Source organism: Pseudomonas laurylsulfatiphila, from assembly GCF_002934665.1.
Taxonomy (GTDB): Bacteria; Pseudomonadota; Gammaproteobacteria; order Pseudomonadales; family Pseudomonadaceae; genus Aquipseudomonas; species Aquipseudomonas laurylsulfatiphila.
In genome coordinates, this window is sequence record NZ_NIRS01000005.1 from 191,919 (window position 1) to 212,058 (window position 20,140).

Consider the following 20,140-nt stretch of genomic DNA (forward strand, 5'->3'; position numbering starts at 1 on the left):
TTCTCTAATGCGAAATGCAATCACTGTGGGAGCTGGCTTGCCAGCGATGAGGTCGGTACATCCAACATCTTTGTTGACTGTCAGACCGCTATCGCTGGCAAGCCAGCTCCCACAGGGTTCTTTGCCAATCTCAAAGATTGCGGTCGGCACAGGATCTCAAAGGAACAGATTTTGCTGTCTGATGTGATCGGCGCCATTGCGTCGGCGTCATTAGTGGCTCAATTTAGCGTCATTGCCTCGGAAGGCCTTCGCACTTCATGTCATCGACTTCGTTCCGCCAGTCTCTGCGGCGCCTTTGGGCGCTGGATAAATTCAGCTACAGCGTGCGGGTATTCATTGCCCTGACCGGCACTATGGCGCTGTGTTGGTATCAGGACGAAATGGGCCTGCTGATCCCGTTGTTCCTGGGTATTATCGCCAGCGCCTTGGCCGAGACCGACGACAGCTGGCAGGGTCGTCTCAACGCGCTGGCGGTGACGCTGGTGTGTTTCGCTGTCGCCGCCCTGTCCGTCGAACTGCTCTTCCCCTACCCCTCGCTGTTTATTATCGCTTTCGCCCTGGCCGCGTTCTGCCTGACCATGCTCGGTGCCCTCGGCGAGCGCTATGGCGCGATTGCTTCGGCAACCCTGATCCTGTCGGTCTACACCATGATCGGCGTGGACCAGCGTGGCGGCGCGGTTACCGACGTCTGGCACGAGCCGGTGCTACTGGTGGCCGGTGCCGCCTGGTATGGCCTGCTGTCGGTGTTGTGGCAGGCACTGTTTTCCAATCAGCCGGTGCAGCAGAGCCTGGCGCGGTTGTTCCGCGAGTTGGGCTATTACCTGAAGCTGAAATCCTCGCTGTTCGAGCCGGTCCGGCAGATGGACGTGGAGGCGCGGCGCCTGGAACTGGCCCAGCAGAACGGCCGGGTGGTGGCGGCATTGAATGCCTCCAAGGAAATCATCCTGCACCGGGTCGGCAACGGCCGCCCGGGGTCGAAGGTCAGCCGCTACCTGAAACTGTACTTCCTCGCCCAGGACATCCACGAACGCGCCAGCTCTTCACACTATCCGTACAACGCACTCGCAGAAGCGTTTTTCCACAGTGACGTCATGTTCCGCTGCCAACGCCTGTTGCGCCAGCAAGGCAAAGCCTGCCGTGCCCTGGCCGAATCGATCCAGATGCGTCAACCGTTCACCTATGACGCCAGTTTCACCGAGGCTCTCAGCGATCTGGATGCCTCTCTCGAACACCTGCGCATCCAGAGCAACCCGGCCTGGCGCGGCCTGCTGCGTTCGCTGCGGGCACTGGCGGCCAACCTCGGCACCCTCGACCGCTTGCTCAGCGATGCCAGCAACCCCGACGCCCTGGCCGACGCCACCGACAGCAGCTTGCTCGACCGTTCGCCACGCAACCTCAAGGATGTGTGGGTGCGACTGCGCACGCAGCTGACGCCGACCTCGTTGCTGTTCCGTCATGCCCTGCGATTGCCCCTGGCGTTGAGCATCGGCTACGCCATGGTGCATTTGATTCACCCGTCCCAGGGCTACTGGATCATCCTCACCACGCTGTTCGTCTGCCAACCGAACTACGGCGCCACCCGCCGCAAACTCGGTCAACGGATCATTGGCACCGCCATCGGCCTGACGTTGGCCTGGGCGCTGTTCGACCTGTTCCCGAATCCGCTGATCCAGTCGTGCTTCGCCATTGCCGCCGGGGTCGTGTTCTTTACCAACCGCACCACCCGCTACACCCTGGCGACGGCGGCAATTACCTTGATGGTGCTGTTCTGCTTCAACCAGGTGGGTGACGGTTACGGATTATTCGTGCCACGGCTGTTCGATACCTTGCTCGGCAGCCTGATCGCCGGCCTGGCGGTGTTCCTGTTCTTGCCGGACTGGCAGGGCCGGCGCCTGAACAAAGTGCTGGCCAACACCCTGGCCTGCAACAGCATTTACCTGCGCCAGATCATGCAGCAATACGCGGCAGGCAAAAGCGACGACCTGGCCTACCGCCTGGCCCGCCGCAACGCGCACAACGCCGACGCGGCGCTGTCGACCACGCTGGCCAATATGCTGATGGAGCCGGGGCATTTCCGAAAGGAAGCGGACGTGGGCTTCCGCTTCCTGGTGCTGTCGCACACGCTGCTCAGTTACCTGTCGGGCCTGGGTGCGCACCGGGAAACCCAACTGCCGGCAGACGTGCGTGAACAGTTGATCGAGGGGGCCGGGGTGAAACTGGCTGCCAGCATCGACGAGATCGCCCAGGGGCTGGCGAGCAAGGCTTCGATTGCGATCCAGAGCGATGAAGAAGAAGCACTGGCCAATGAGCTGGAACAAATGCCGGATGAAATCGATGAAGGCCAGCGGCTGGTGCAGACGCAGTTGGCATTGATCTGCCGACAGCTCGGGCCATTGCGGACACTGGCGGCACATCTCATCAAGGACACCATTGAGGATTGAGAGGTGCGGTGTCTGGAATGGCGTAATCGCTGGCAAGCCAGCTCCTACAGTTGATCCGTGGTGCAACGCAGATTACCTGTAGGAGCTGGCTTGCCAGCGATAAGGCCATCAGCCCCACCACAAAGCCTACATCCCATGCTGCTTCATCAACTTTTCATAACTCCCGTCCGCCTTCATCGCCGCAATCTCCCGGTCGAATCCGGCAACGATCTGCTCATGCTGAGGGTTCTTCAGGCTGACCAGAATATGCAGGCTGTTCTCGCTCAAAGCCTTGGGCAGGAATTCCACGGCGTTTCGTACCTTGGGTGACTCGCGGGCCAGGTAATAGCGGGCGACGTACTCATCTTCCAGCGTCAGTTTGACCCGGTCGGCAGCGACCATACGCACGGCCATGGCGAAGCTGTGCACGGGGATTTTCTGCAACGAGTCATCGTTGTCAAACCCGGGCGAATAGGCGTAACCGCGCACGACGGCAATCGGATAGGTGTGCAATTGCTGCAGGTTATTGAATTCGATGGGCGCGTCCTTACGCTTGAGAAAACGTACGCGATTGAGCAAGTATTCGCCGGAAAACTGGCCGAGCCTTGTACGCTCCTCGGTGTACCAGGCATTGACCAGCACGTCGTATCGGCCCTCACCCAACCCCATCAAGGCCCGCGCCCAAGGCGCTTGTTCAAACTCACTGGCATAGCCGGCCCTGGCGAGCGCGGTACTGACAATGTCCGTGGCCAGGCCACCGTTGACGAGCGTGGCATCGGTAAAGGGTGGCCAGGCATCAGCGACCAACCGCAGTTTTTCTGCCGCCGCCCCCTGAACCAGCAACAGCAATCCAATCAAAGCAAAAGCTCGATGCAATCGCGGCATGCTAGAAAATCCTTAGCGGGCGATTGCCCGACGTGTTTCAGCCAAAACCCCAAGGCCCCTGATCCGGCAATACCCGGGTACTCAACATTAGCTCATCGAAGCCACAGCACAGCGCTTCGATCCAGATTACACAAAGAAGACATCCACGCGAGAAATGAATGATGGCATTTTGGCCTTTGTCACAGATTCTCCCGCCATAAAGACTTCTGGCGTGACTGCGCTTAGTATCGGAACGACGTTTTCAGGGAATCAAAACATGACAGTCGATTGGATTTGCAAACATCACAGCGACCTGGGCAAGGAGCAGCTGTACGCCATTTTGCAGCTGCGCGCGCAAGTGTTCGTCGTCGAGCAGAAATGCGTTTACCAGGATATCGATGGCCAGGACCTGGATGGCGACACCTGCCACGTGATGGCCTGGGACGGTAACCAGCTGGTGGCCTACCTGCGGTTACTTGACCCGCAATCGCAGGGCGGCGACGTAGTGATCGGGCGGGTGATCATTGCCCCGCAGGCACGCGGCGTGGGCCTGGGGCATGAACTGATGGGCCAGGCGTTGAAACAGATCGAGAAGTACTGGCCCGGCCTGCCGGTCTACCTTTCGGCCCAGGCGCATTTGCAGGGGTATTACGGGCGCTATGGGTTTGTCGTGGCGGGTGAGGAGTATGTGGAAGATGGCATTCCACACATTGGCATGCGTCGCCCTTAAAGACCCTATCGCTGGCAAGCCAGCTCCTACAAGGACGGTGTAGACCTGTGGGAGCTGGCTTGCCAGCGATGGCGTCAGCTCAGGTACCGCAAATCTCAGGGATACTCCAGCACCGCCTTGATCTGCCGCAGATTACGCTCGATCCACCCCCGATCAATCGCCCCCCACTCGCGAATCCGATAGCGCCCCGCATGGTTGCGCGCGCCTTCTTCCTGCTCGAATTCACAGACGATATCCAGGTCCGCCAACGCCGCGATGGTGTCCTGCGCCGTGCGCCGGGGCATGCCGGTCACTTCGGTGAGCGCCGGGACGCTGCTGGCCAGTCCGCTGTCGATCAGGTACGCCACATACAACCGGCGATAGAAGCTGCTCTTGGTCTTGCTCACGTCCATCCATTGCTCCTTAAAAGATCGCAGCCTGCGGCAGCTCCTACAGATCCCGCCACGTCAGGTACACCCGCACATCGAACTCCACCTGGTGATACCCCGGCAGCATGTGCTCGCACAGTTTGTAGAAAGCCTTGTTGTGGTCCGATTCCTTGAAGTGCGCCAGCTCATGCACCACGATCATTTTCAGGAACTCGCAAGGCGCTTCCTTGAACAGCGAAGCGATGCGGATTTCCTTCTTGGCCTTGAGCTTGCCGCCTTGCACCCGGGAAATTGTAGTGTGCAGGCCAAGGGCACGGTGAGTGAGGTCCAGGCGGTTGTCGAACAGCACCTTGTCGATGGCCGGAGCATTACGCAGGTATTCCTGCTTGAGGTCCAGGGCATAGGTGTACAGCGCCTTGTCGCTCTGCACCCCGTGTTTTTCCGGGTAGCGCTGGCTCAGGTAGTCGCCCAGCCGACCATCGGCGATCAGCTGGCGCACCTGATCCTGCAAGGTGGCGGGATAGGCCTGGAGATATTTCAACACGGTCATCGGGGCGGCAATACAGGTCACTGAAAGGTCGCCAGTGTAGCGAATTCAGCGGGGCAGCGCGCTCCAGTCAAACGGCTGGACAAAGCCCCCTGCGTCCTCGGCCATCATCGGCTGGGCCACCAGGAAGCCTTGCACATATTCGCAGCCGTTGGCCCGCAGCCATTCATACTGCGCGACGGTTTCCACCCCTTCGGCAATCACCAGCACCCCGAACTGTTTGCACAGGTCGATCACACTGCGCACCAGCGCCGCATCCCGAACCGAGTCCGGCAACCGGGCTATCAAATGCCGGTCGAGCTTGAGGGTGTCCAGCTCCAGGTCGCGCAGGTGCGACAGGGAGCACGGGCCGGCCCCGAAGTCATCCAATGCCACTCGTACGCCCAGATTGTGCAACAGGCGTAACTGCTTGCGGGTTTCCTCGGGGTGATGCATCAAGGCCTCTTCCGTGATCTCGACCTCCAGATGACGCGGCTGCAAGCCATGGCGTTCCAGCACCTGGCGCAGTTCGGTGGCCAGATTGGGCATGCCGAACTGCGTACTGCTCAAGCTGACGCCGAGCACCAGATCCTCGGTAAACAGGGTTTCCCAGGCTTTGCGCTGCCCGGCGCTGCGGTGGTAGATCCAGCTGCCCAGACGACTGATCAGCCGCGCCTCCTCCAGCAATGGCAAAAACAGCCCCGGCGGCACATCGCCAACGCTTGGATGCTGCCAGCGCAGCAAGGCCTCGAAACCACGAATCCGACCGTCCGCTATCGCAACCTGAGGCTGATACACCAGGTTGAAATCCCGGTTCTCGATGGCCGTGCGCACACTTTCTTCCAGCATCAGCCGCGAGCGCGCCCGGCCGTTCATTTCGTGATCGTAGAAGCGATATTGCTGACGACCGGCACGCTTGGCTTCGTACATGGCGATGTCGGCCGCCCGCAGCATCCCGTCGAGATTGGCAGCACAATCGGGGAACGTAGCAATGCCGATGCTGGCACCCAGGGCGATATCGAGGCCGTCGACCTGCTGACAGATCGACACGCGCTCGATGAGCTTCTCGGCAATCTTCGCCGCTTGCTCGGGGACCTCCAGATCCAGCAGCGCGGTGAATTCATCGCCGCCCATCCGCGCCAGAATATCGAAGGGCCGCAAGCACGCCTTCAACTGTTCGGAGACCCAGCGCAGCACCCGATCGCCCGCATCGTGCCCGAGCGAATCATTGACGCGCTTGAAGCCGTCGAGGTCCAGATACATCAAGACCCAGGAACTGTCGGTACGTTCACCGCGCAACAGCAGGTTCTCTACGGTCTGGTAGAAACCGCGGCGGTTGAGCAATCCGGTCAGCGGATCGGTGACCGCCTGAAACTCCAGTTGCTGATGCAGATGGCGCACCACCGACATGTCCAGCACGGTCACTACCATTGCATGTTGCTCGGCAGGCAATGGCGCACAGGACAAGGCCACCGGCACCTGCTGGCCGCGCGTCGTACGCAGCAGAGCATCGTGCAGGCGCAAGGTTTCGCCACGTTTGTAGCCCGTGAAAAACTCGGAATCGGCCCAGACCGGGACATGGGGCTTTTGCAGATAGTCCAGAAATTCCTTGCCTTGCAGTTCCTGCACCGGGGCATTGAGCAGCCGCGACATCGCCGGATTGGCAAAACCGATCAGACCGTCCTCCCCCAATACCAGAATGCCTTCGGCCGTGTTATCCAGCACCGACGCATTGAAGGCCCGGGCGGATTCCAGGTCATGACTCAAGCGCTGCAAGGCACGGCGGTTGCGCTGGTGTTCGAGCAACGCCTGGACCTTGGGCGTGAAGATCTGCGGATCGAACGGCTTGAACAGGTAATCCACCGCACCGCTGGCATAGCCCTTGATGACCGCGTCCTGGGACTGTTCATTGGCGGTCAGGAAAATGATCGGCGTGAGGCGGGTCCGCTGGCTACCGCGCATCAGACGCGCCACTTCATAACCGTCCATGCCCGGCATCTGCACGTCCAGCAGCACCAGGTCGATATCGTGCTCAAGCAACAAGCCGAGGGCCTCGAATCCCGAGGTGGCAGTAATGACTCGCCAGCCCTGGCGCTGTAACAACGCGCGCATGCTGATCAGGTTTTCAGGGTAATCGTCTACGACTAAAAGGGTTGAGCCGCCGTCTACTGGCGTGGGTTGCGCGCATTCCATGCTGCTTCTCTTATTGCGGGGCGTCAGGCCGGTTTCTCGTGAAAACCGGACAAATACTGTGCTTTCACTCTAGACCCGGTTCTGCAAAAGCAGAAGATATCAGTGAGCCATCATTCATCATTGTGACTTTTTGCCGACTAACGGTCGATGGTTCAACACCATAAAAACCGGTAAAGATGGCATTTCGACAGGATGTTGACGCCAGCCACCCGTCAGACAAGCGTTAACAAAAACTCTCGCTACGCTTATAAAGGCCGCCCCAAAAGCGCGGTCTAGAGCATCTGGCACGCCCGTTCAGCATGAATCAAGCGGAAGAACCGACATGATCGATCTCGCAACCTGGAACCTCAGCGTCCCCGTCGGCAGCCCGCCGTACACCGTCGAAACCTCCAAGCTGGTGGATGGCTTCAAGGATCAATACTTCCACTCCGACACCGGCACGTTGTTTTTCTGGTCGCCCGTGACCGGCTCCCGTACCGAAAACGCGATTTATCCACGTACCGAGCTGCGTGAGACCTACAGCAACGGCACGTTGAAAAACTGGTATTACCCGGATGCCGACAATTTGTTGCATGCCACGCTGGCAGTGAACCAGGTGCCGAGCTCCGGGAAAATCGTCATCGGCCAGATCCATGCCTATCAAAGCCAGAAACCGCTGGTGAAGGTTGAGTACCAATACAAAACCAGTACGGCCACCGGCAATATCGTCGCCAAGGTCCGGATGCATCCCGATGACGATACAGGCCGGGTGATCATCGTTGCGACAGGGGTGAAACTCGACCAGGAATTCAACTACCTCATCCACCTCAGCCCCGGTGGCGCCTTGGGCATCAGCGCGGCAGGTTATCAGTGGGATACGCAAATCAGCGCCACCTGGCGCGACAAGCCGCTGTACTTCAAGGCCGGGGTCTATGTGCAGGACAACACCGGGTACACCAGCGAAGGCGGGAAAGTGACCTTCAGCAAGCTGGATATCGATCACGATAAGTAGTGTTTACCGTTGGAAAGATCGCAGCCTTCGGCAGTTCCTACAGGGCACTGTGGCTGCGATCTTTTGATCTTGCGCTCACAAAAAACCCGCATTTCTGCGGGTTTTTCATGCGACTGAAACGCTGAAGGTCTTAGTTGACCTTGGCGTTCAACTCACCTTTAAGGTAACGCTGATACATGCCTTCCAGCGAGATCGCCTTGATCTTCGATGCATTACCGGCAGTACCGAAGGCTTCGTAGCGAGCGATACATACATCGCGCATGGCGGTGACAGTGGCGCCGAAGAATTTACGCGGGTCGAATTCGCTCGGGTTGGTGGCCATCAGGCGACGCATGGCGCCAGTGGATGCCAGGCGCAGGTCGGTGTCGATGTTGACCTTGCGCACGCCGTGCTTGATGCCTTCGACGATTTCTTCAACCGGTACGCCGTAGGTTTCCTTGATGTCGCCGCCGTACTGATTGATGATCGCCAGCCACTCTTGCGGAACCGAAGACGAACCGTGCATCACCAGGTGAGTGTTCGGAATGCGCTTGTGGATTTCCTTGATGCGGTCGATCGCCAGCACATCGCCGGTAGGCGGCTTGGTGAACTTGTAGGCGCCGTGGCTGGTGCCGATGGCAATGGCCAAGGCATCAACCTGAGTGCGTTTTACGAAGTCAGCGGCTTCTTCCGGGTCGGTCAGCATCTGGCTGTGATCCAGAACGCCTTCGGCGCCGATGCCGTCTTCTTCACCGGCCATGCCGGTTTCCAGCGAACCCAGGCAACCCAGCTCGCCTTCTACCGAAACGCCGCAGGCGTGAGCCATGGCCACAGTCTGCTGGGTAACGCGCACGTTGTAGTCGTAGTCGGTCGGGGTCTTGCCGTCTTCGCCCAGGGAACCGTCCATCATCACCGAGCTGAAGCCCAGCTGGATAGAACGCTGGCAGACGTCAGGGCTGGTGCCGTGGTCCTGGTGCATGCACACCGGGATGTGCGGGAATTCTTCGATGGCGGCCAGGATCAGGTGACGCAGGAACGGTGCACCGGCGTATTTGCGAGCACCGGCCGAAGCCTGGACGATCACCGGGGAGTCAGTCTTGTCAGCGGCTTCCATGATGGCGCGCATCTGCTCAAGGTTGTTGACGTTGAAGGCTGGAACGCCGTAGCCGAACTCGGCTGCGTGGTCCAGCATCTGGCGCATGCTGATAAGTGCCATTGTGTGTGTCTCTCCCGGTTGAGGGTCGTTAATCGTGCCAGCCTGCCGTAGCGGCGGCGGCTATTCAAGTTATTGCAGATCGGGGGTTGGCCCGGGCTGCGAATTCGGTGTTGCGAAAATCTCAAGAACTTCCCCGGAACCCTGTGGGAGCGAGCCTGCTCGCGATGGTGGCCCAGACAGCGCGGGCATTCAGGTGCCCAACGTTATCGTTAACGACCATCGCGAGCAGGCTCGCTCCTACAGGTACGGCGTAGTCCGTTTATTGCGTTTTACAACCGCGCCCAATCAAATCATTGGTGGCGACCCAGTAAACCAGGCCTTCCTCACCTTTTATGTGAAACGCCAGCATGTCATTGCTGTACAGCGAACCCGATGCACCCGGTTCCTGCTTCAAGCGGTAGACCTGATCGGCACCGCCCAGGCGCACGTCAACTTCCTTGCGGCTGTCGTCGGTGTAGCGCCACAGCACTTTGGCCTGGCTGTCGCAGGTCCAGGTGGTCCAGTTATCCACAGGTGCGGACGACTGGAACGGGTTCAACTGATTCAGCTGAGCACAACCGGCCAACAACGCCAGCGCCGTAACGGCGATAAAACCTTTCATCCGTGTCCCTCAACTGGCGGCGCACGCTGCCAGCCCTGAGTAATGAGTCAGACCCATCAAGGGCAGCCATGTTCCTTGGCGGGCGTCCGGGTCTCGTATTTGTCCAGGCCTTCCGGCCCGGAACGCTTGTTGAGCACCGGGTTGGTTTCGGCCTGCCAGTCAGCCTGGTAGCAGCCCTTGTCCGACTCGGACGGCGCCGGTTCCGCAGTGGCCTTCGGGTTACTCCCGCACGCCACCAGCGAACCTGCGATGATCAACAGCGCTAACGTCTTGACCATGTCAACACTCCCTTGCCTGGTCAAACGGGCGACCCTCAGGCCTTGGCCCGGCTTTCCAGGACTTCAACGGCTGGCAACACCTTGCCTTCGACGAATTCGAGGAACGCGCCGCCACCGGTAGAAATGTAGGAGATCTGCTCGGCCACGCCATATTTGTCGATGGCGGCCAGGGTGTCGCCACCGCCGGCAATGGAGAACGCCGCGCTGTCTGCGATGGCCTGGGCCAGCACTTTGGTGCCATTGCCGAACTGGTCGAATTCGAACACGCCGACCGGACCATTCCACAGGATGGTCTTGGACGATTTCAGCAGTTCGGCGAAGTTCGCGGCGGTCTGCGGGCCGATGTCCAGGATCATGTCGTCGGCAGCGACGTCAGCGATCAGCTTGACGGTCGCAGCGGCGCTTTCAGCGAATTCCTTGGCAACCACCACGTCCACTGGCAGCGGCACGCTGACTTTGGCGGCGATGGCGCGAGCGGTGTCGAGCAGGTCCGGCTCGTACAGCGACTTGCCGACCGGGTGACCGGCAGCGGCCAGGAAGGTGTTGGCAATGCCGCCGCCGACGATCAACTGATCGCAGATCTGGCTCAGGCTGTTCAGTACGTCGAGTTTGGTCGACACCTTGGAGCCGGCGACGATGGCCGCCATCGGCTGGGCCGGGGCGCCCAGGGCTTTGCCCAGTGCGTCCAGTTCAGCAGCCAGCAACGGGCCGGCAGCGGCGACTTTGGCGAACTTGGCCACGCCGTGGGTCGAACCCTCGGCACGGTGAGCGGTGCCGAAGGCGTCCATCACGAACACGTCGCACAGGGCGGCGTACTGCTGGGCCAGTTCGTCGGCGTTCTTTTTCTCGCCTTTGTTGAAGCGCACGTTTTCGAACAGCACGATGTCGCCGGCCTTGACGTCAACACCGCCCAGGTAATCAGCCACCAGCGGCACTTCACGGCCCAAGGCGCGGCTCAGGTAGTCGGCAACCGGCTTGAGGCTGTTCTCGGCCGAGAACTCGCCTTCGGTCGGACGGCCAAGGTGCGAGCAGACCATCACGGCCGCGCCTTTTTCCAGGGCCAGCTTGATGGTCGGCAGCGAGGCCAGGATACGCGCATCGCTGCTGACAACACCGTCCTTGACTGGGACGTTGAGGTCTTCGCGGATCAATACGCGCTTACCTTGCAGATCGAGGTCGGACATCTTCAACACGGTCATGGGTCGCACTTCCTACGGTTTTTTTGAAGTTGCTGTTTGCAGATAGTGTTCTGCAACGTCCAGCATTCGGTTGGCAAAACCCCATTCGTTGTCGAACCAGGCCAGGATGTTCACCAGCCGAGGGCCGGAAACGCGGGTCTGACTGGCATCGACGATCGCCGAATGTGGGTCATGGTTGAAATCACAGCTTGCGTGGGGTAACTCGGTGTAAGCCAGCAGGCCTTTGAGCGGGCCGCTGGTGGCGGCTTCGCGCAGGATCCGGTTGACCTCGGTGGCGTCGGTCGTGGTGGCGGTCTGCATCGTGATATCGAGGCAGGACACGTTGACCGTCGGCACCCGCACGGCTTTGGCCTGAATTCGTCCGGCAAGTTCCGGCAACAGGCGTTCGATACCGCGCGCCAGACCGGTGGACACCGGAATCACCGACTGGAACGCCGAACGGGTGCGGCGCAGGTCTTCGTGGTGATAGGCATCGATGACCGGCTGATCGTTCATCGCCGAGTGAATGGTGGTGATCGACACGTAATCCAGGCCAATGGCCTGATTCAGCAGGCGCAACAGCGGCACGCCGCAGTTGGTGGTGCAGGACGCGTTGGACACCAGCAGCTCATCGCCGGTCAGGCAATCCTGGTTCACGCCGTAGACGATGGTGGCGTCGACATCGGTCTCGCTGGCCATCGGCTGGGAAAACAGCACGCGCGGGGCGCCGGCGTCGAGGAAACGCTGGCCGTCTTCGCGAGTGTGGTAAGCGCCGGAGCACTCCAGCACCAGATCGATGCCCAGGGATGCCCAATCGATGCCTTCGGGGGTGGCACTGCGCAGGACCTTCACGCAGTCACCATTAATATGCAGACAATCGCCGTCGACCTTCACTTCGCCGGGGAACCGGCCATGGGTGGAGTCGAAGCGTGTCAGGTATTCGATGCTGGCCATGTCCGCCAGATCGTTGATCGCGACAATCTCGAACCCGGCTTTCTCGCCTCGCTCGAACAACGCACGCAAGACGCAACGACCAATCCGGCCGTAGCCGTTGAGTGCAACTTTGTAGGGACGCGGTTGAGGCATGGGGTTCTCGATAGACGCAGTCAGACGAAATCTCGTTAACAACACACCCTTGTAGGAGCGAGCTTGCTCGCGATGGACTTCAGGACAACGCGTTCATCCAGACAGCCAGCGTTATCGTTAACGACCATCGCGAGCAAGCTCGCTCCTACAGGGGATCGCGGTGGCCAGGGCCACCGCGTCGTGTTTTAGTCTTCCAGCAGTTCTTCAGCCTGACCCAGGATGTTTTCCAGGGTGAAGCCGAACTCTTCGAACAGGGCCGACGCAGGCGCCGACTCGCCGTAGGTGGTCATGCCGATCACGCGACCTTCCAGGCCCACGTACTTGTACCAGTAGTCCGCGTGAGCGGCCTCGATGGCGATACGGGCGCTGACCTGCAACGGCAGGACCGATTGCTTGTAGCCGGCGTCCTGGGCATCGAACACGCTGGTGCACGGCATGGAAACCACGCGAACCTTGCGGCCCTGCTCGGTCAGTTTGTCGAAGGCTTGAACAGCCAGGCCGACTTCCGAACCGGTAGCGATCAGGATCAGCTCAGGCTCGCCTGCGCAGTCCTTCAGCACGTAACCACCGCGGCTGATGTCGGCGATCTGGCCGGCATCACGGGTTTGGTGCTGCAGGTTCTGACGGGAGAAAATCAGGGCCGAAGGACCGTCCTTGCGCTCCAGTGCGTACTTCCAGCTCACTGCCGATTCAACGGCATCCGCCGGACGCCAGGTGTCGAGGTTCGGGGTGCAGCGCAGGCTGGCCAGTTGCTCGATTGGCTGGTGAGTCGGGCCGTCTTCGCCCAGACCGATGGAGTCGTGGGTGTAGACGTGGATCACGCGCTGCTTCATCAGGGCCGACATGCGCACAGCGTTGCGCGCGTACTCCATGAACATCAGGAAGGTCGCGCCGTAAGGCACCAGGCCGCCGTGCAGGGCAACGCCGTTCATGATCGCGGTCATGCCGAACTCGCGCACGCCGTAGTACATGTAGTTGCCGCTGGCGTCTTCAGCGGTAACGCCTTTGCAACCTTTCCACAGGGTCAGGTTGGAACCGGCCAAGTCAGCCGAACCGCCGAGGAACTCGGGCAGCAGCGGGCCAAATGCGTTCAGCGCATTCTGGCTGGCTTTACGGCTGGCGATGGTTTCGCCCTTGGCGGCCACTTCAGCGATGTAAGCCTCGGCTTTTTCGCTGAAGTCAGCTGGCAGGTCACCGCTCAGGCGACGAATCAGTTCGTTGGCTTCAGTCGGGAAGGCAGCGGAGTAGGCAGCGAAACGCTGGTCCCACTCGGCTTCGACAGCCTTACCTGCCTCCTTGGCGTCCCACTCGGCGTAGATGTCGGCCGGGATTTCGAACGGGCCGTGGTTCCACTTCAGCGCCGCACGGGTCAAGGCGATTTCCGCGTCACCCAGTGGGGCGCCGTGGCAGTCTTCCTTGCCTTGCTTGTTCGGCGAACCGAAGCCGATGGTGGTCTTGCAGCAGATCAGGGTTGGCTGCGCGCTTTTGCGTGCAGTGTCGATCGCGGTCTTGATCTCTTCCGGGTCGTGACCGTCGACGTTGCGGATCACTTGCCAGTTGTAGGATTCGAAACGCTTCGGCGTGTCGTCGGTAAACCAGCCTTCGACTTCGCCGTCGATGGAGATGCCGTTGTCATCGTAGAAGGCGATCAGCTTGCCCAGGCCCAGGGTACCGGCCAGGGAAGCGACTTCGTGGGAAATGCCTTCCATCATGCAGCCATCACCCAGGAACACATAGGTGTGGTGGTCGACGATGTTGTGGCCAGGACGGTTGAACTGCGCCGCCATGACTTTTTCAGCCAGGGCAAAACCCACGGCGTTGGCCAGGCCCTGGCCCAGTGGACCAGTGGTGGTTTCCACGCCCGGGGTGTAGCCGAGTTCCGGGTGGCCCGGGGTGCGGCTGTGCAGTTGACGGAACTGCTTGAGGTCATCGATCGACAGGTCGTAGCCGGTCAGGTGCAGCAGCGAGTAGATCAGCATCGAGCCGTGGCCGTTGGACAGCACGAAGCGGTCACGGTCGGCGAACGATGGATTGCTCGGGTTGTGCTTGAGGTAGTCGCGCCAAAGTACCTCGGCGATATCCGCCATACCCATTGGGGCACCGGGATGGCCGCTGTTGGCTTTTTGCACGGCATCCATGCTGAGGGCACGAATGGCGTTGGCACGCTCACGACGGCTAGGCATCGCTGTTCTCCTGGGGGACTTGAATAAAACGAAACGGAAAAAAGGCGAGCATTTTCCCTCACCGGGCCGCCTCGGGGCAATGACAGATAGTCATCTGAAGGCGTTTTTCCAATGGATAACGACGTATTCGCCTGATGAAACCTTTCCGCTGTTCGTTTGTTGACTGAAGCTAACGTCAAGAAGTGCCATCTATCGAGCAATATCAAAACTTTTTGATATTGCTCTTGCGATGCCTTCGACCCGTGACTAGACTGCCGGCCTTATGAATTTACGCGTGCCCTCCATTCAGCATGACGATTGCGATGAACTGGCGGCCTTGTGCAAGGCTGGCGGCGATCCCCTGCGTTTGAATGTTTTGCGCGCACTGGCCAACGATTCGTTTGGCGTGCTGGAACTGGCGCAGATCTTCGGCATCGGCCAGTCAGGCATGAGCCACCACCTCAAGGTACTGGCCCAGGCCGGCCTGGTGGCAACGCGCCGCGAAGGCAATGCGATTTTTTACCGTCGTGCCCTGCCCCACACCGAACTGCTGGGCGGCAAATTGCATGCAGCCCTGCTCGAAGAAGTCGACAACCTGACGCTACCGGCCGATGTGCAGTCGCGCATCGCCCAGGTCCACGGGCAACGAGCAGCCGCCAGCCAGGACTTTTTCTCACGGGTAGCGGAGAAGTTTCGCGCCCAGCAAGACTTGATCGCCGGCCTGCCGCAGTACCGCGAAAGCGTGGTGGCCCTGCTCGACAAGTTGAGCCTGGGCAAAGACGCCACGGCCATTGAAGTCGGCCCCGGCGATGGCGCATTCCTGCCGGAACTGGCGCGCCGATTCTCGCAAGTCACGGCGCTGGACAACAGCACCGCGATGCTCGAACTGGCGCGCCAGGTCTGCGAACGCGACAAGCTGACTAACGTTAGCCTGCAATTGGCCGATGCATTGAACGGCGTCAGTCTCAGGGCCGATTGCGTGGTACTGAACATGGTGCTGCATCATTTTGCCGCGCCGGCCGATGCGCTCAAGCACATGGCCCACTTGCTGCAACCAGGCGGTAGCCTGTTGGTGACAGAGTTATGTAGCCACAACCAGAGTTGGGCCAAGGAGGCCTGCGGTGATCTCTGGCTGGGGTTTGAACAGGACGATCTGGCCCGTTGGGCCACCGCTGCGGGACTCGTTCCCGGGGAAAGCCTCTATGTAGGCTTACGTAATGGTTTCCAGATCCAGGTCCGCCACTTTCAGCGGCCGGCTGGCGACACTCACCATCGGTAATTTCAGGAAAACATCGAGATGAGCGAATACTCCCTTTTCACCTCCGAGTCCGTGTCTGAAGGGCATCCGGACAAAATCGCCGACCAGATTTCTGATGCGGTGCTGGACGCCATCATTGCTGAAGACAAGTTCGCCCGTGTGGCGTGCGAGACTCTGGTGAAAACGGGCGTGGCCATCATCGCCGGCGAAGTCACCACTTCGGCCTGGGTTGACCTGGAGCAGATCGTTCGTGACGTGATCACCGACATCGGCTACACCAGCTCCGACGTCGGCTTCGACGGCGCCACCTGCGGCGTGATGAACATCATCGGCAAGCAATCCCCTGACATCAACCAGGGTGTCGACCGTGCCAAGCCTGAAGATCAGGGTGCCGGCGACCAGGGCCTGATGTTCGGCTATGCCAGCAACGAAACCGACGTGCTGATGCCAGCGCCGATCACCTTCTCGCACCAGCTGGTGCAGCGCCAGGCTGAAGCCCGCAAATCCGGCCTGCTGCCTTGGCTGCGTCCGGATGCCAAGTCGCAAGTGACCTGCCGCTACGAAAACGGCAAGGTTGTCGGTATCGACGCGGTCGTCCTGTCGACCCAGCACAACCCGGAAGTGTCGTACAACGACCTGCGCGAAGGCGTGATGGAGCTGATCGTCAAGCACGTGCTGCCTGCCGAACTGCTGAGCAAGGACACCCAGTTCCACATCAACCCGACCGGCCAGTTCATCATTGGCGGCCCGGTGGGTGACTGCGGCCTGACCGGTCGCAAGATCATCGTCGACAGCTACGGCGGCATGGCCCGTCACGGCGGAGGCGCGTTCTCCGGTAAAGATCCATCGAAGGTTGACCGTTCGGCCGCCTACGCCGGTCGTTACGTGGCCAAGAACATCGTTGCCGCCGGCCTGGCCGAGCGTTGCGAGATCCAGGTTTCCTACGCAATCGGCGTTGCTCAACCGACTTCGATCTCGTTGAACACCTTCGGCACCGGCAAGATCAGCGACGACAAGATCGTCAAACTGGTTCGCGAAGTGTTCGACCTGCGTCCATACGCGATCACCACCATGCTCGACCTGCTGCACCCGATGTATCAGGAAACCGCTGCGTACGGCCACTTCGGTCGCACCCCGGCGACCAAGACCGTTGGTGACGACACCTTCACCACGTTCACCTGGGAAAAAACCGACCGCGCCGACGCCCTGCGTTCTGCTGCCGGCCTGTAAGACTTCCCCGCAACACCCGAAGCCCCGCACGGTTCGCGCCTTGCGGGGCTTTTTATTGGCTTGCGCTTCAGACCGCACGACCGTCTTCGCGAGCAAGGCCACCGGAAATACCCGGCAAAACACCCTCTCGCTGCACCGACAGATACTGACCTAGCCTTCACACACCTCACCGAGCAAGGACGCTCAAGATGCTTCCCTACCTGCGCCTGTTTTTCGCCGCCCTACTGTCCCTTGCCTGCCTGATTGCCAGTGCCACCGAATGCCCGGACTGGCCACCCGAACGTGCCCTGAACGAAGTCGGCACACTGCAACTACAAATCGACTTATGGGACGACAGCTATCACCGCCAGGGACATTCACTGGTCGCCGATGAACTCTACGACCAGTCCCGCGCGCGACTTACCCAATGGCGCCACTGCTTCAACCTGAACCCGCCCGCAGACCCCTTGCGCACTGCGCGCGGCGCGCTGCCCCACCCCATCGCCCACACCGGCTTGGGCAAACTGCATGATCGGCCTTCCGTCGAAAAATGGCTGCACAACCGGGTGGACGTCTGGGCCCAGCCTAAAATCGACGGGGTGGCGGTGACCCTGGTTTACCGTAATGGTCGGTTGACCCAGGCCATCAGCCGCGGCGATGGCGAGAGCGGTCAGGACTGGACGGTTCCGGCACGACAGATTCCGGCCATCCCGCAGCAGCTATCCCAGCCTCGGGATTTGCTCGTGCAAGGTGAACTGTATTGGCGCCTGACCGATCATGTGCAGGCCCGCGCCGGCAGCCTCAACGCCCGCGCCACGGTGGCGGGCCTGATGGCGCGCAAGGTGTTGAGCACTGAACAGGCCGCCGGCATCGACCTTTTTGTCTGGGACTGGCCCCAAGGGCCGACAAGCACACCCGCCCAGGCCGCAGCACTGACGGCGCTGGGCTTCCCCAGTACTACGGCATACAGCCAGCCAATCGCGTCCGTCATCGATGCCGAACGCTGGCGCGAACACTGGTATCGCGCTTCCCTGCCCTTTGCCAGCGACGGCATCGTCCTGCGCCAGAACCAGCGCCCGGCCGCCGAACGCTGGCAAGCCCGGCCACCCTACTGGGCCATCGCCTGGAAATATCCCTTCGCCCAGGCACTGGCCGAAGTCCGCCAGGTTCACTTCAAAATCGGCCGTACCGGACGGATCACTCCGGTACTTGAACTGACCCCGGTGACGCTCGATGACCGGCAGATCAAACGCGTCAGCGTCAGCTCGTTGCAACGCTGGCGGGCAATGGACATACGTCCGGGTGATCAGGTCGCCATCAGCCTGGCCGGGCTGACCATTCCCAGGCTCGATGGCGTTGTGTTACGCAGCAGCGAGCGCGTCGAATTGACTGTGCCGAAGGTAGCGGACTTTCATTCATTGAGTTGCTGGCAGCCGACTCCGGGTTGTGAGGGCCAATTTCTCGCACGCCTGACCTGGCTCAGCGGCAAACAGGGTCTGGCGCTGCCCAATGTCGGTCCGGGCACCTGGGAAAAACTTCTTGCAACAGGTCGCCTGAACGGTCTGCTGGATTGGTTGACCCTTGATGCCCAAGAGCTTGCTACCATTGACGGTTTCGGCGAGCGCAGCGCGACTCGCCTTGCAGACAGCTTCAACCAGGCCCGGCAACGCCCGTTCGCGCACTGGCTGAAAGCCTTGGGATTGCCACCGACAGGTCCGGTGCCTCTCGGCGACTCATGGCAGACGCTGGCGCAGCGAGACATCGAACAGTGGCGGGCCGAGGCCGGTATCGGGCCGGGACGCGCGGCGCAACTGAGCGCTTTTTTCCGCGATCCGCAGGTCCTGGCCTTGAGTGAAACGTTACGTGAAACGGGGATTGACGGCTTTTAGCTGCCAGCCCCGTGCCCACCGGGAACCCCTGGGGATCGCTGGGCTCCAACAAGCCATTGCCACACCGGCCCGCTGGCCTTCTTACATGGAGCTTTTATGAAATTTCTTTCACCGCTCGCCCTCCTGGCCCTGTGCAGCATGCTGGCCACCCCGTTGATGGCGGACGAGGAAGCGCCGGGGCTGTCCGGTTGCGCCGCCAAGAAGCAAGGTATCGTCAACCAGATCGAATTGGCCAAGGTCCACGGCAACGCCGACCAGCAGGCCGGCCTGGAAAAAGCCCTGAGCGAAGTCGAAGCCAACTGCACCGACGCCTCGCTGAAGAAGGAGCGGGAAAACAAGGTGCTCGACGCCAGGCACGAAGTCAGCAAGCGTCAGGCAGACCTCGACAAGGCCATGAGCAAAGGCGACCCCGAGAAGATCAACAAGCGCAAAGACAAACTCGCCGATGCCCGTAAGGAATTGCAGGACGCTTTGGATGAGCTGGATAAGTAAGTACAGATTAAGGAACAAAGATTTCGGTGTTGCCAAAGCAGTCTTCGCGAGCAGGCTCGCTCCCACAGGATTATGAGACCACATGTGGGAGCGAGCCTGCTCGCGAAGGCGTCAGACCGAACAACGCCAATCAATGATCCCGAAACGCCTTATGACACGCACTGCAAGCATCTTCGACTTTCTGCACCGCCGGCCCCAGGTTGCTGGCCTTGTAAGGTTGAATCTGGCTAGCGATCACCAATTCACCGGTGGCGGATTCAAGATCGCGGGCCATGCCCTGAAAGCGTGCCTGCTGCTCCCAGACATCGCTCTTGGCACTGGTGTGATCTTCTTCACGCACCTGCGGAAAATGTTTCCACGGCTCACGGGACAACCCATCGAGCTTCACCGCACCCTCGGCGAATTTCGGGCCATCGAACGGGATACGCCCGCGCAACATGCCGCCCAGGTCTTCGCCGGTCTTGAGCATCTGCTTGAAAATGGCCTTGCGCTGACCGAGCGGCGAGTTGGGGTCAACGCCGCCACAAGCGGACAATGTCAGGCAGGCCAGCAATACAACAGAAAGTCTTTTAAGAGTCATGGTGGCTTCAGGTCACAGGAAACGGCGGCCAGTATCCTCGTGTCATCGGCAAAGACCAATAGCCCTATTATCAATAAGGGTTGCTTGAGCGCATGGAGCGATCAGGCAACCGGCAAAGGA

General features: G+C 60.4%; 18 protein-coding genes. 7 read left to right on the top strand and 11 right to left on the bottom strand.

Annotated elements, in window-relative coordinates; all coding sequences use genetic code 11:
- Positions 1-257: 257 nt before the first annotated feature.
- A complete protein-coding gene (yccS, locus tag CD175_RS19325; RefSeq protein ID WP_104450091.1) occupies positions 258-2,441 on the top strand; it encodes a YccS family putative transporter in 2,184 nt (727 codons plus the stop codon).
- Positions 2,442-2,567: 126 nt separating this feature from the next.
- Here yccS and CD175_RS19330 read toward each other — a convergent pair whose 3' ends face one another.
- Positions 2,568-3,305: a substrate-binding periplasmic protein gene (locus CD175_RS19330; protein WP_104450092.1), complete on the bottom strand. Its 738-nt coding sequence runs from the start codon at positions 3,303-3,305 to the stop codon at positions 2,568-2,570.
- A 256-nt stretch (positions 3,306-3,561) separates the two neighbouring features.
- Between CD175_RS19330 and CD175_RS19335 the strand changes: the two genes are divergently transcribed.
- On the top strand, positions 3,562-4,014 hold the full coding sequence (locus tag CD175_RS19335; protein WP_104450093.1) for a GNAT family N-acetyltransferase: 453 nt from the start codon (positions 3,562-3,564) through the stop codon (positions 4,012-4,014).
- 95 nt (positions 4,015-4,109) lie between these two features.
- Here CD175_RS19335 and CD175_RS19340 read toward each other — a convergent pair whose 3' ends face one another.
- From CD175_RS19340 to CD175_RS19350, 3 genes are read right to left on the bottom strand one after another with little or no spacing between them, the layout of a single operon-like run.
- Positions 4,110-4,406, bottom strand: coding sequence for a winged helix-turn-helix domain-containing protein (locus CD175_RS19340; RefSeq protein ID WP_007894945.1), 297 nt, complete (start codon positions 4,404-4,406; stop codon positions 4,110-4,112).
- 37 nt (positions 4,407-4,443) lie between these two features.
- Positions 4,444-4,932 carry a YgjP-like metallopeptidase domain-containing protein gene (locus CD175_RS19345; RefSeq protein ID WP_007981619.1) on the bottom strand — a complete coding sequence of 163 codons (489 nt, stop codon included), beginning with the start codon at positions 4,930-4,932 and terminating at the stop codon, positions 4,444-4,446.
- Between the two features lie 45 nt (positions 4,933-4,977).
- On the bottom strand, positions 4,978-7,101 hold the full coding sequence (locus CD175_RS19350) for a putative bifunctional diguanylate cyclase/phosphodiesterase (RefSeq protein ID WP_104450094.1): 2,124 nt from the start codon (positions 7,099-7,101) through the stop codon (positions 4,978-4,980).
- 322 nt (positions 7,102-7,423) lie between these two features.
- Between CD175_RS19350 and CD175_RS19355 the strand changes: the two genes are divergently transcribed.
- On the top strand, positions 7,424-8,092 hold the full coding sequence (locus CD175_RS19355) for a polysaccharide lyase family 7 protein (protein WP_104450095.1): 669 nt from the start codon (positions 7,424-7,426) through the stop codon (positions 8,090-8,092).
- 130 nt (positions 8,093-8,222) lie between these two features.
- Here CD175_RS19355 and fba read toward each other — a convergent pair whose 3' ends face one another.
- The 6 genes from fba to tkt form a co-directional block, all read right to left on the bottom strand.
- A complete protein-coding gene (gene fba, locus CD175_RS19360) occupies positions 8,223-9,287 on the bottom strand; it encodes a class II fructose-bisphosphate aldolase (RefSeq protein ID WP_007981624.1) in 1,065 nt (354 codons plus the stop codon).
- A gap of 259 nt (positions 9,288-9,546) precedes the next feature.
- The gene (locus CD175_RS19365) at positions 9,547-9,888 is read right to left on the bottom strand and encodes an MliC family protein (protein WP_104450096.1); all 342 of its coding nucleotides are present in this window, start codon (positions 9,886-9,888) and stop codon (positions 9,547-9,549) included.
- Positions 9,889-9,944: 56 nt separating this feature from the next.
- Positions 9,945-10,166 carry a hypothetical protein gene (locus tag CD175_RS19370; protein ID WP_104450097.1) on the bottom strand — a complete coding sequence of 74 codons (222 nt, stop codon included), beginning with the start codon at positions 10,164-10,166 and terminating at the stop codon, positions 9,945-9,947.
- A gap of 35 nt (positions 10,167-10,201) precedes the next feature.
- Positions 10,202-11,365: a phosphoglycerate kinase gene (locus CD175_RS19375; RefSeq protein WP_104450098.1), complete on the bottom strand. Its 1,164-nt coding sequence runs from the start codon at positions 11,363-11,365 to the stop codon at positions 10,202-10,204.
- A gap of 12 nt (positions 11,366-11,377) precedes the next feature.
- Positions 11,378-12,430: an erythrose-4-phosphate dehydrogenase gene (gene epd, locus CD175_RS19380; RefSeq protein ID WP_104450099.1), complete on the bottom strand. Its 1,053-nt coding sequence runs from the start codon at positions 12,428-12,430 to the stop codon at positions 11,378-11,380.
- Positions 12,431-12,615: 185 nt separating this feature from the next.
- Entirely contained in the window at positions 12,616-14,613 is a 1,998-nt protein-coding gene (tkt, locus tag CD175_RS19385) for a transketolase (RefSeq protein ID WP_104450100.1), read from the bottom strand.
- 262 nt (positions 14,614-14,875) lie between these two features.
- Between tkt and CD175_RS19390 the strand changes: the two genes are divergently transcribed.
- The 4 genes from CD175_RS19390 (at position 14,876) to CD175_RS19405 (ending at position 19,440) form a co-directional block, all read left to right on the top strand.
- Positions 14,876-15,871, top strand: coding sequence for an ArsR/SmtB family transcription factor (locus CD175_RS19390; RefSeq protein WP_104450101.1), 996 nt, complete (start codon positions 14,876-14,878; stop codon positions 15,869-15,871).
- An 18-nt stretch (positions 15,872-15,889) separates the two neighbouring features.
- A complete protein-coding gene (gene metK, locus CD175_RS19395) occupies positions 15,890-17,080 on the top strand; it encodes a methionine adenosyltransferase (RefSeq protein ID WP_007975460.1) in 1,191 nt (396 codons plus the stop codon).
- Between the two features lie 188 nt (positions 17,081-17,268).
- A complete protein-coding gene (gene ligB, locus CD175_RS19400) occupies positions 17,269-18,948 on the top strand; it encodes an NAD-dependent DNA ligase LigB (RefSeq protein WP_104450102.1) in 1,680 nt (559 codons plus the stop codon).
- 96 nt (positions 18,949-19,044) lie between these two features.
- Positions 19,045-19,440: a DUF1090 domain-containing protein gene (locus tag CD175_RS19405; protein WP_104450103.1), complete on the top strand. Its 396-nt coding sequence runs from the start codon at positions 19,045-19,047 to the stop codon at positions 19,438-19,440.
- A gap of 130 nt (positions 19,441-19,570) precedes the next feature.
- Here CD175_RS19405 and CD175_RS19410 read toward each other — a convergent pair whose 3' ends face one another.
- The gene (locus CD175_RS19410) at positions 19,571-20,020 is read right to left on the bottom strand and encodes a c-type cytochrome (protein ID WP_104450104.1); all 450 of its coding nucleotides are present in this window, start codon (positions 20,018-20,020) and stop codon (positions 19,571-19,573) included.
- Positions 20,021-20,140 lie beyond the last annotated feature (120 nt).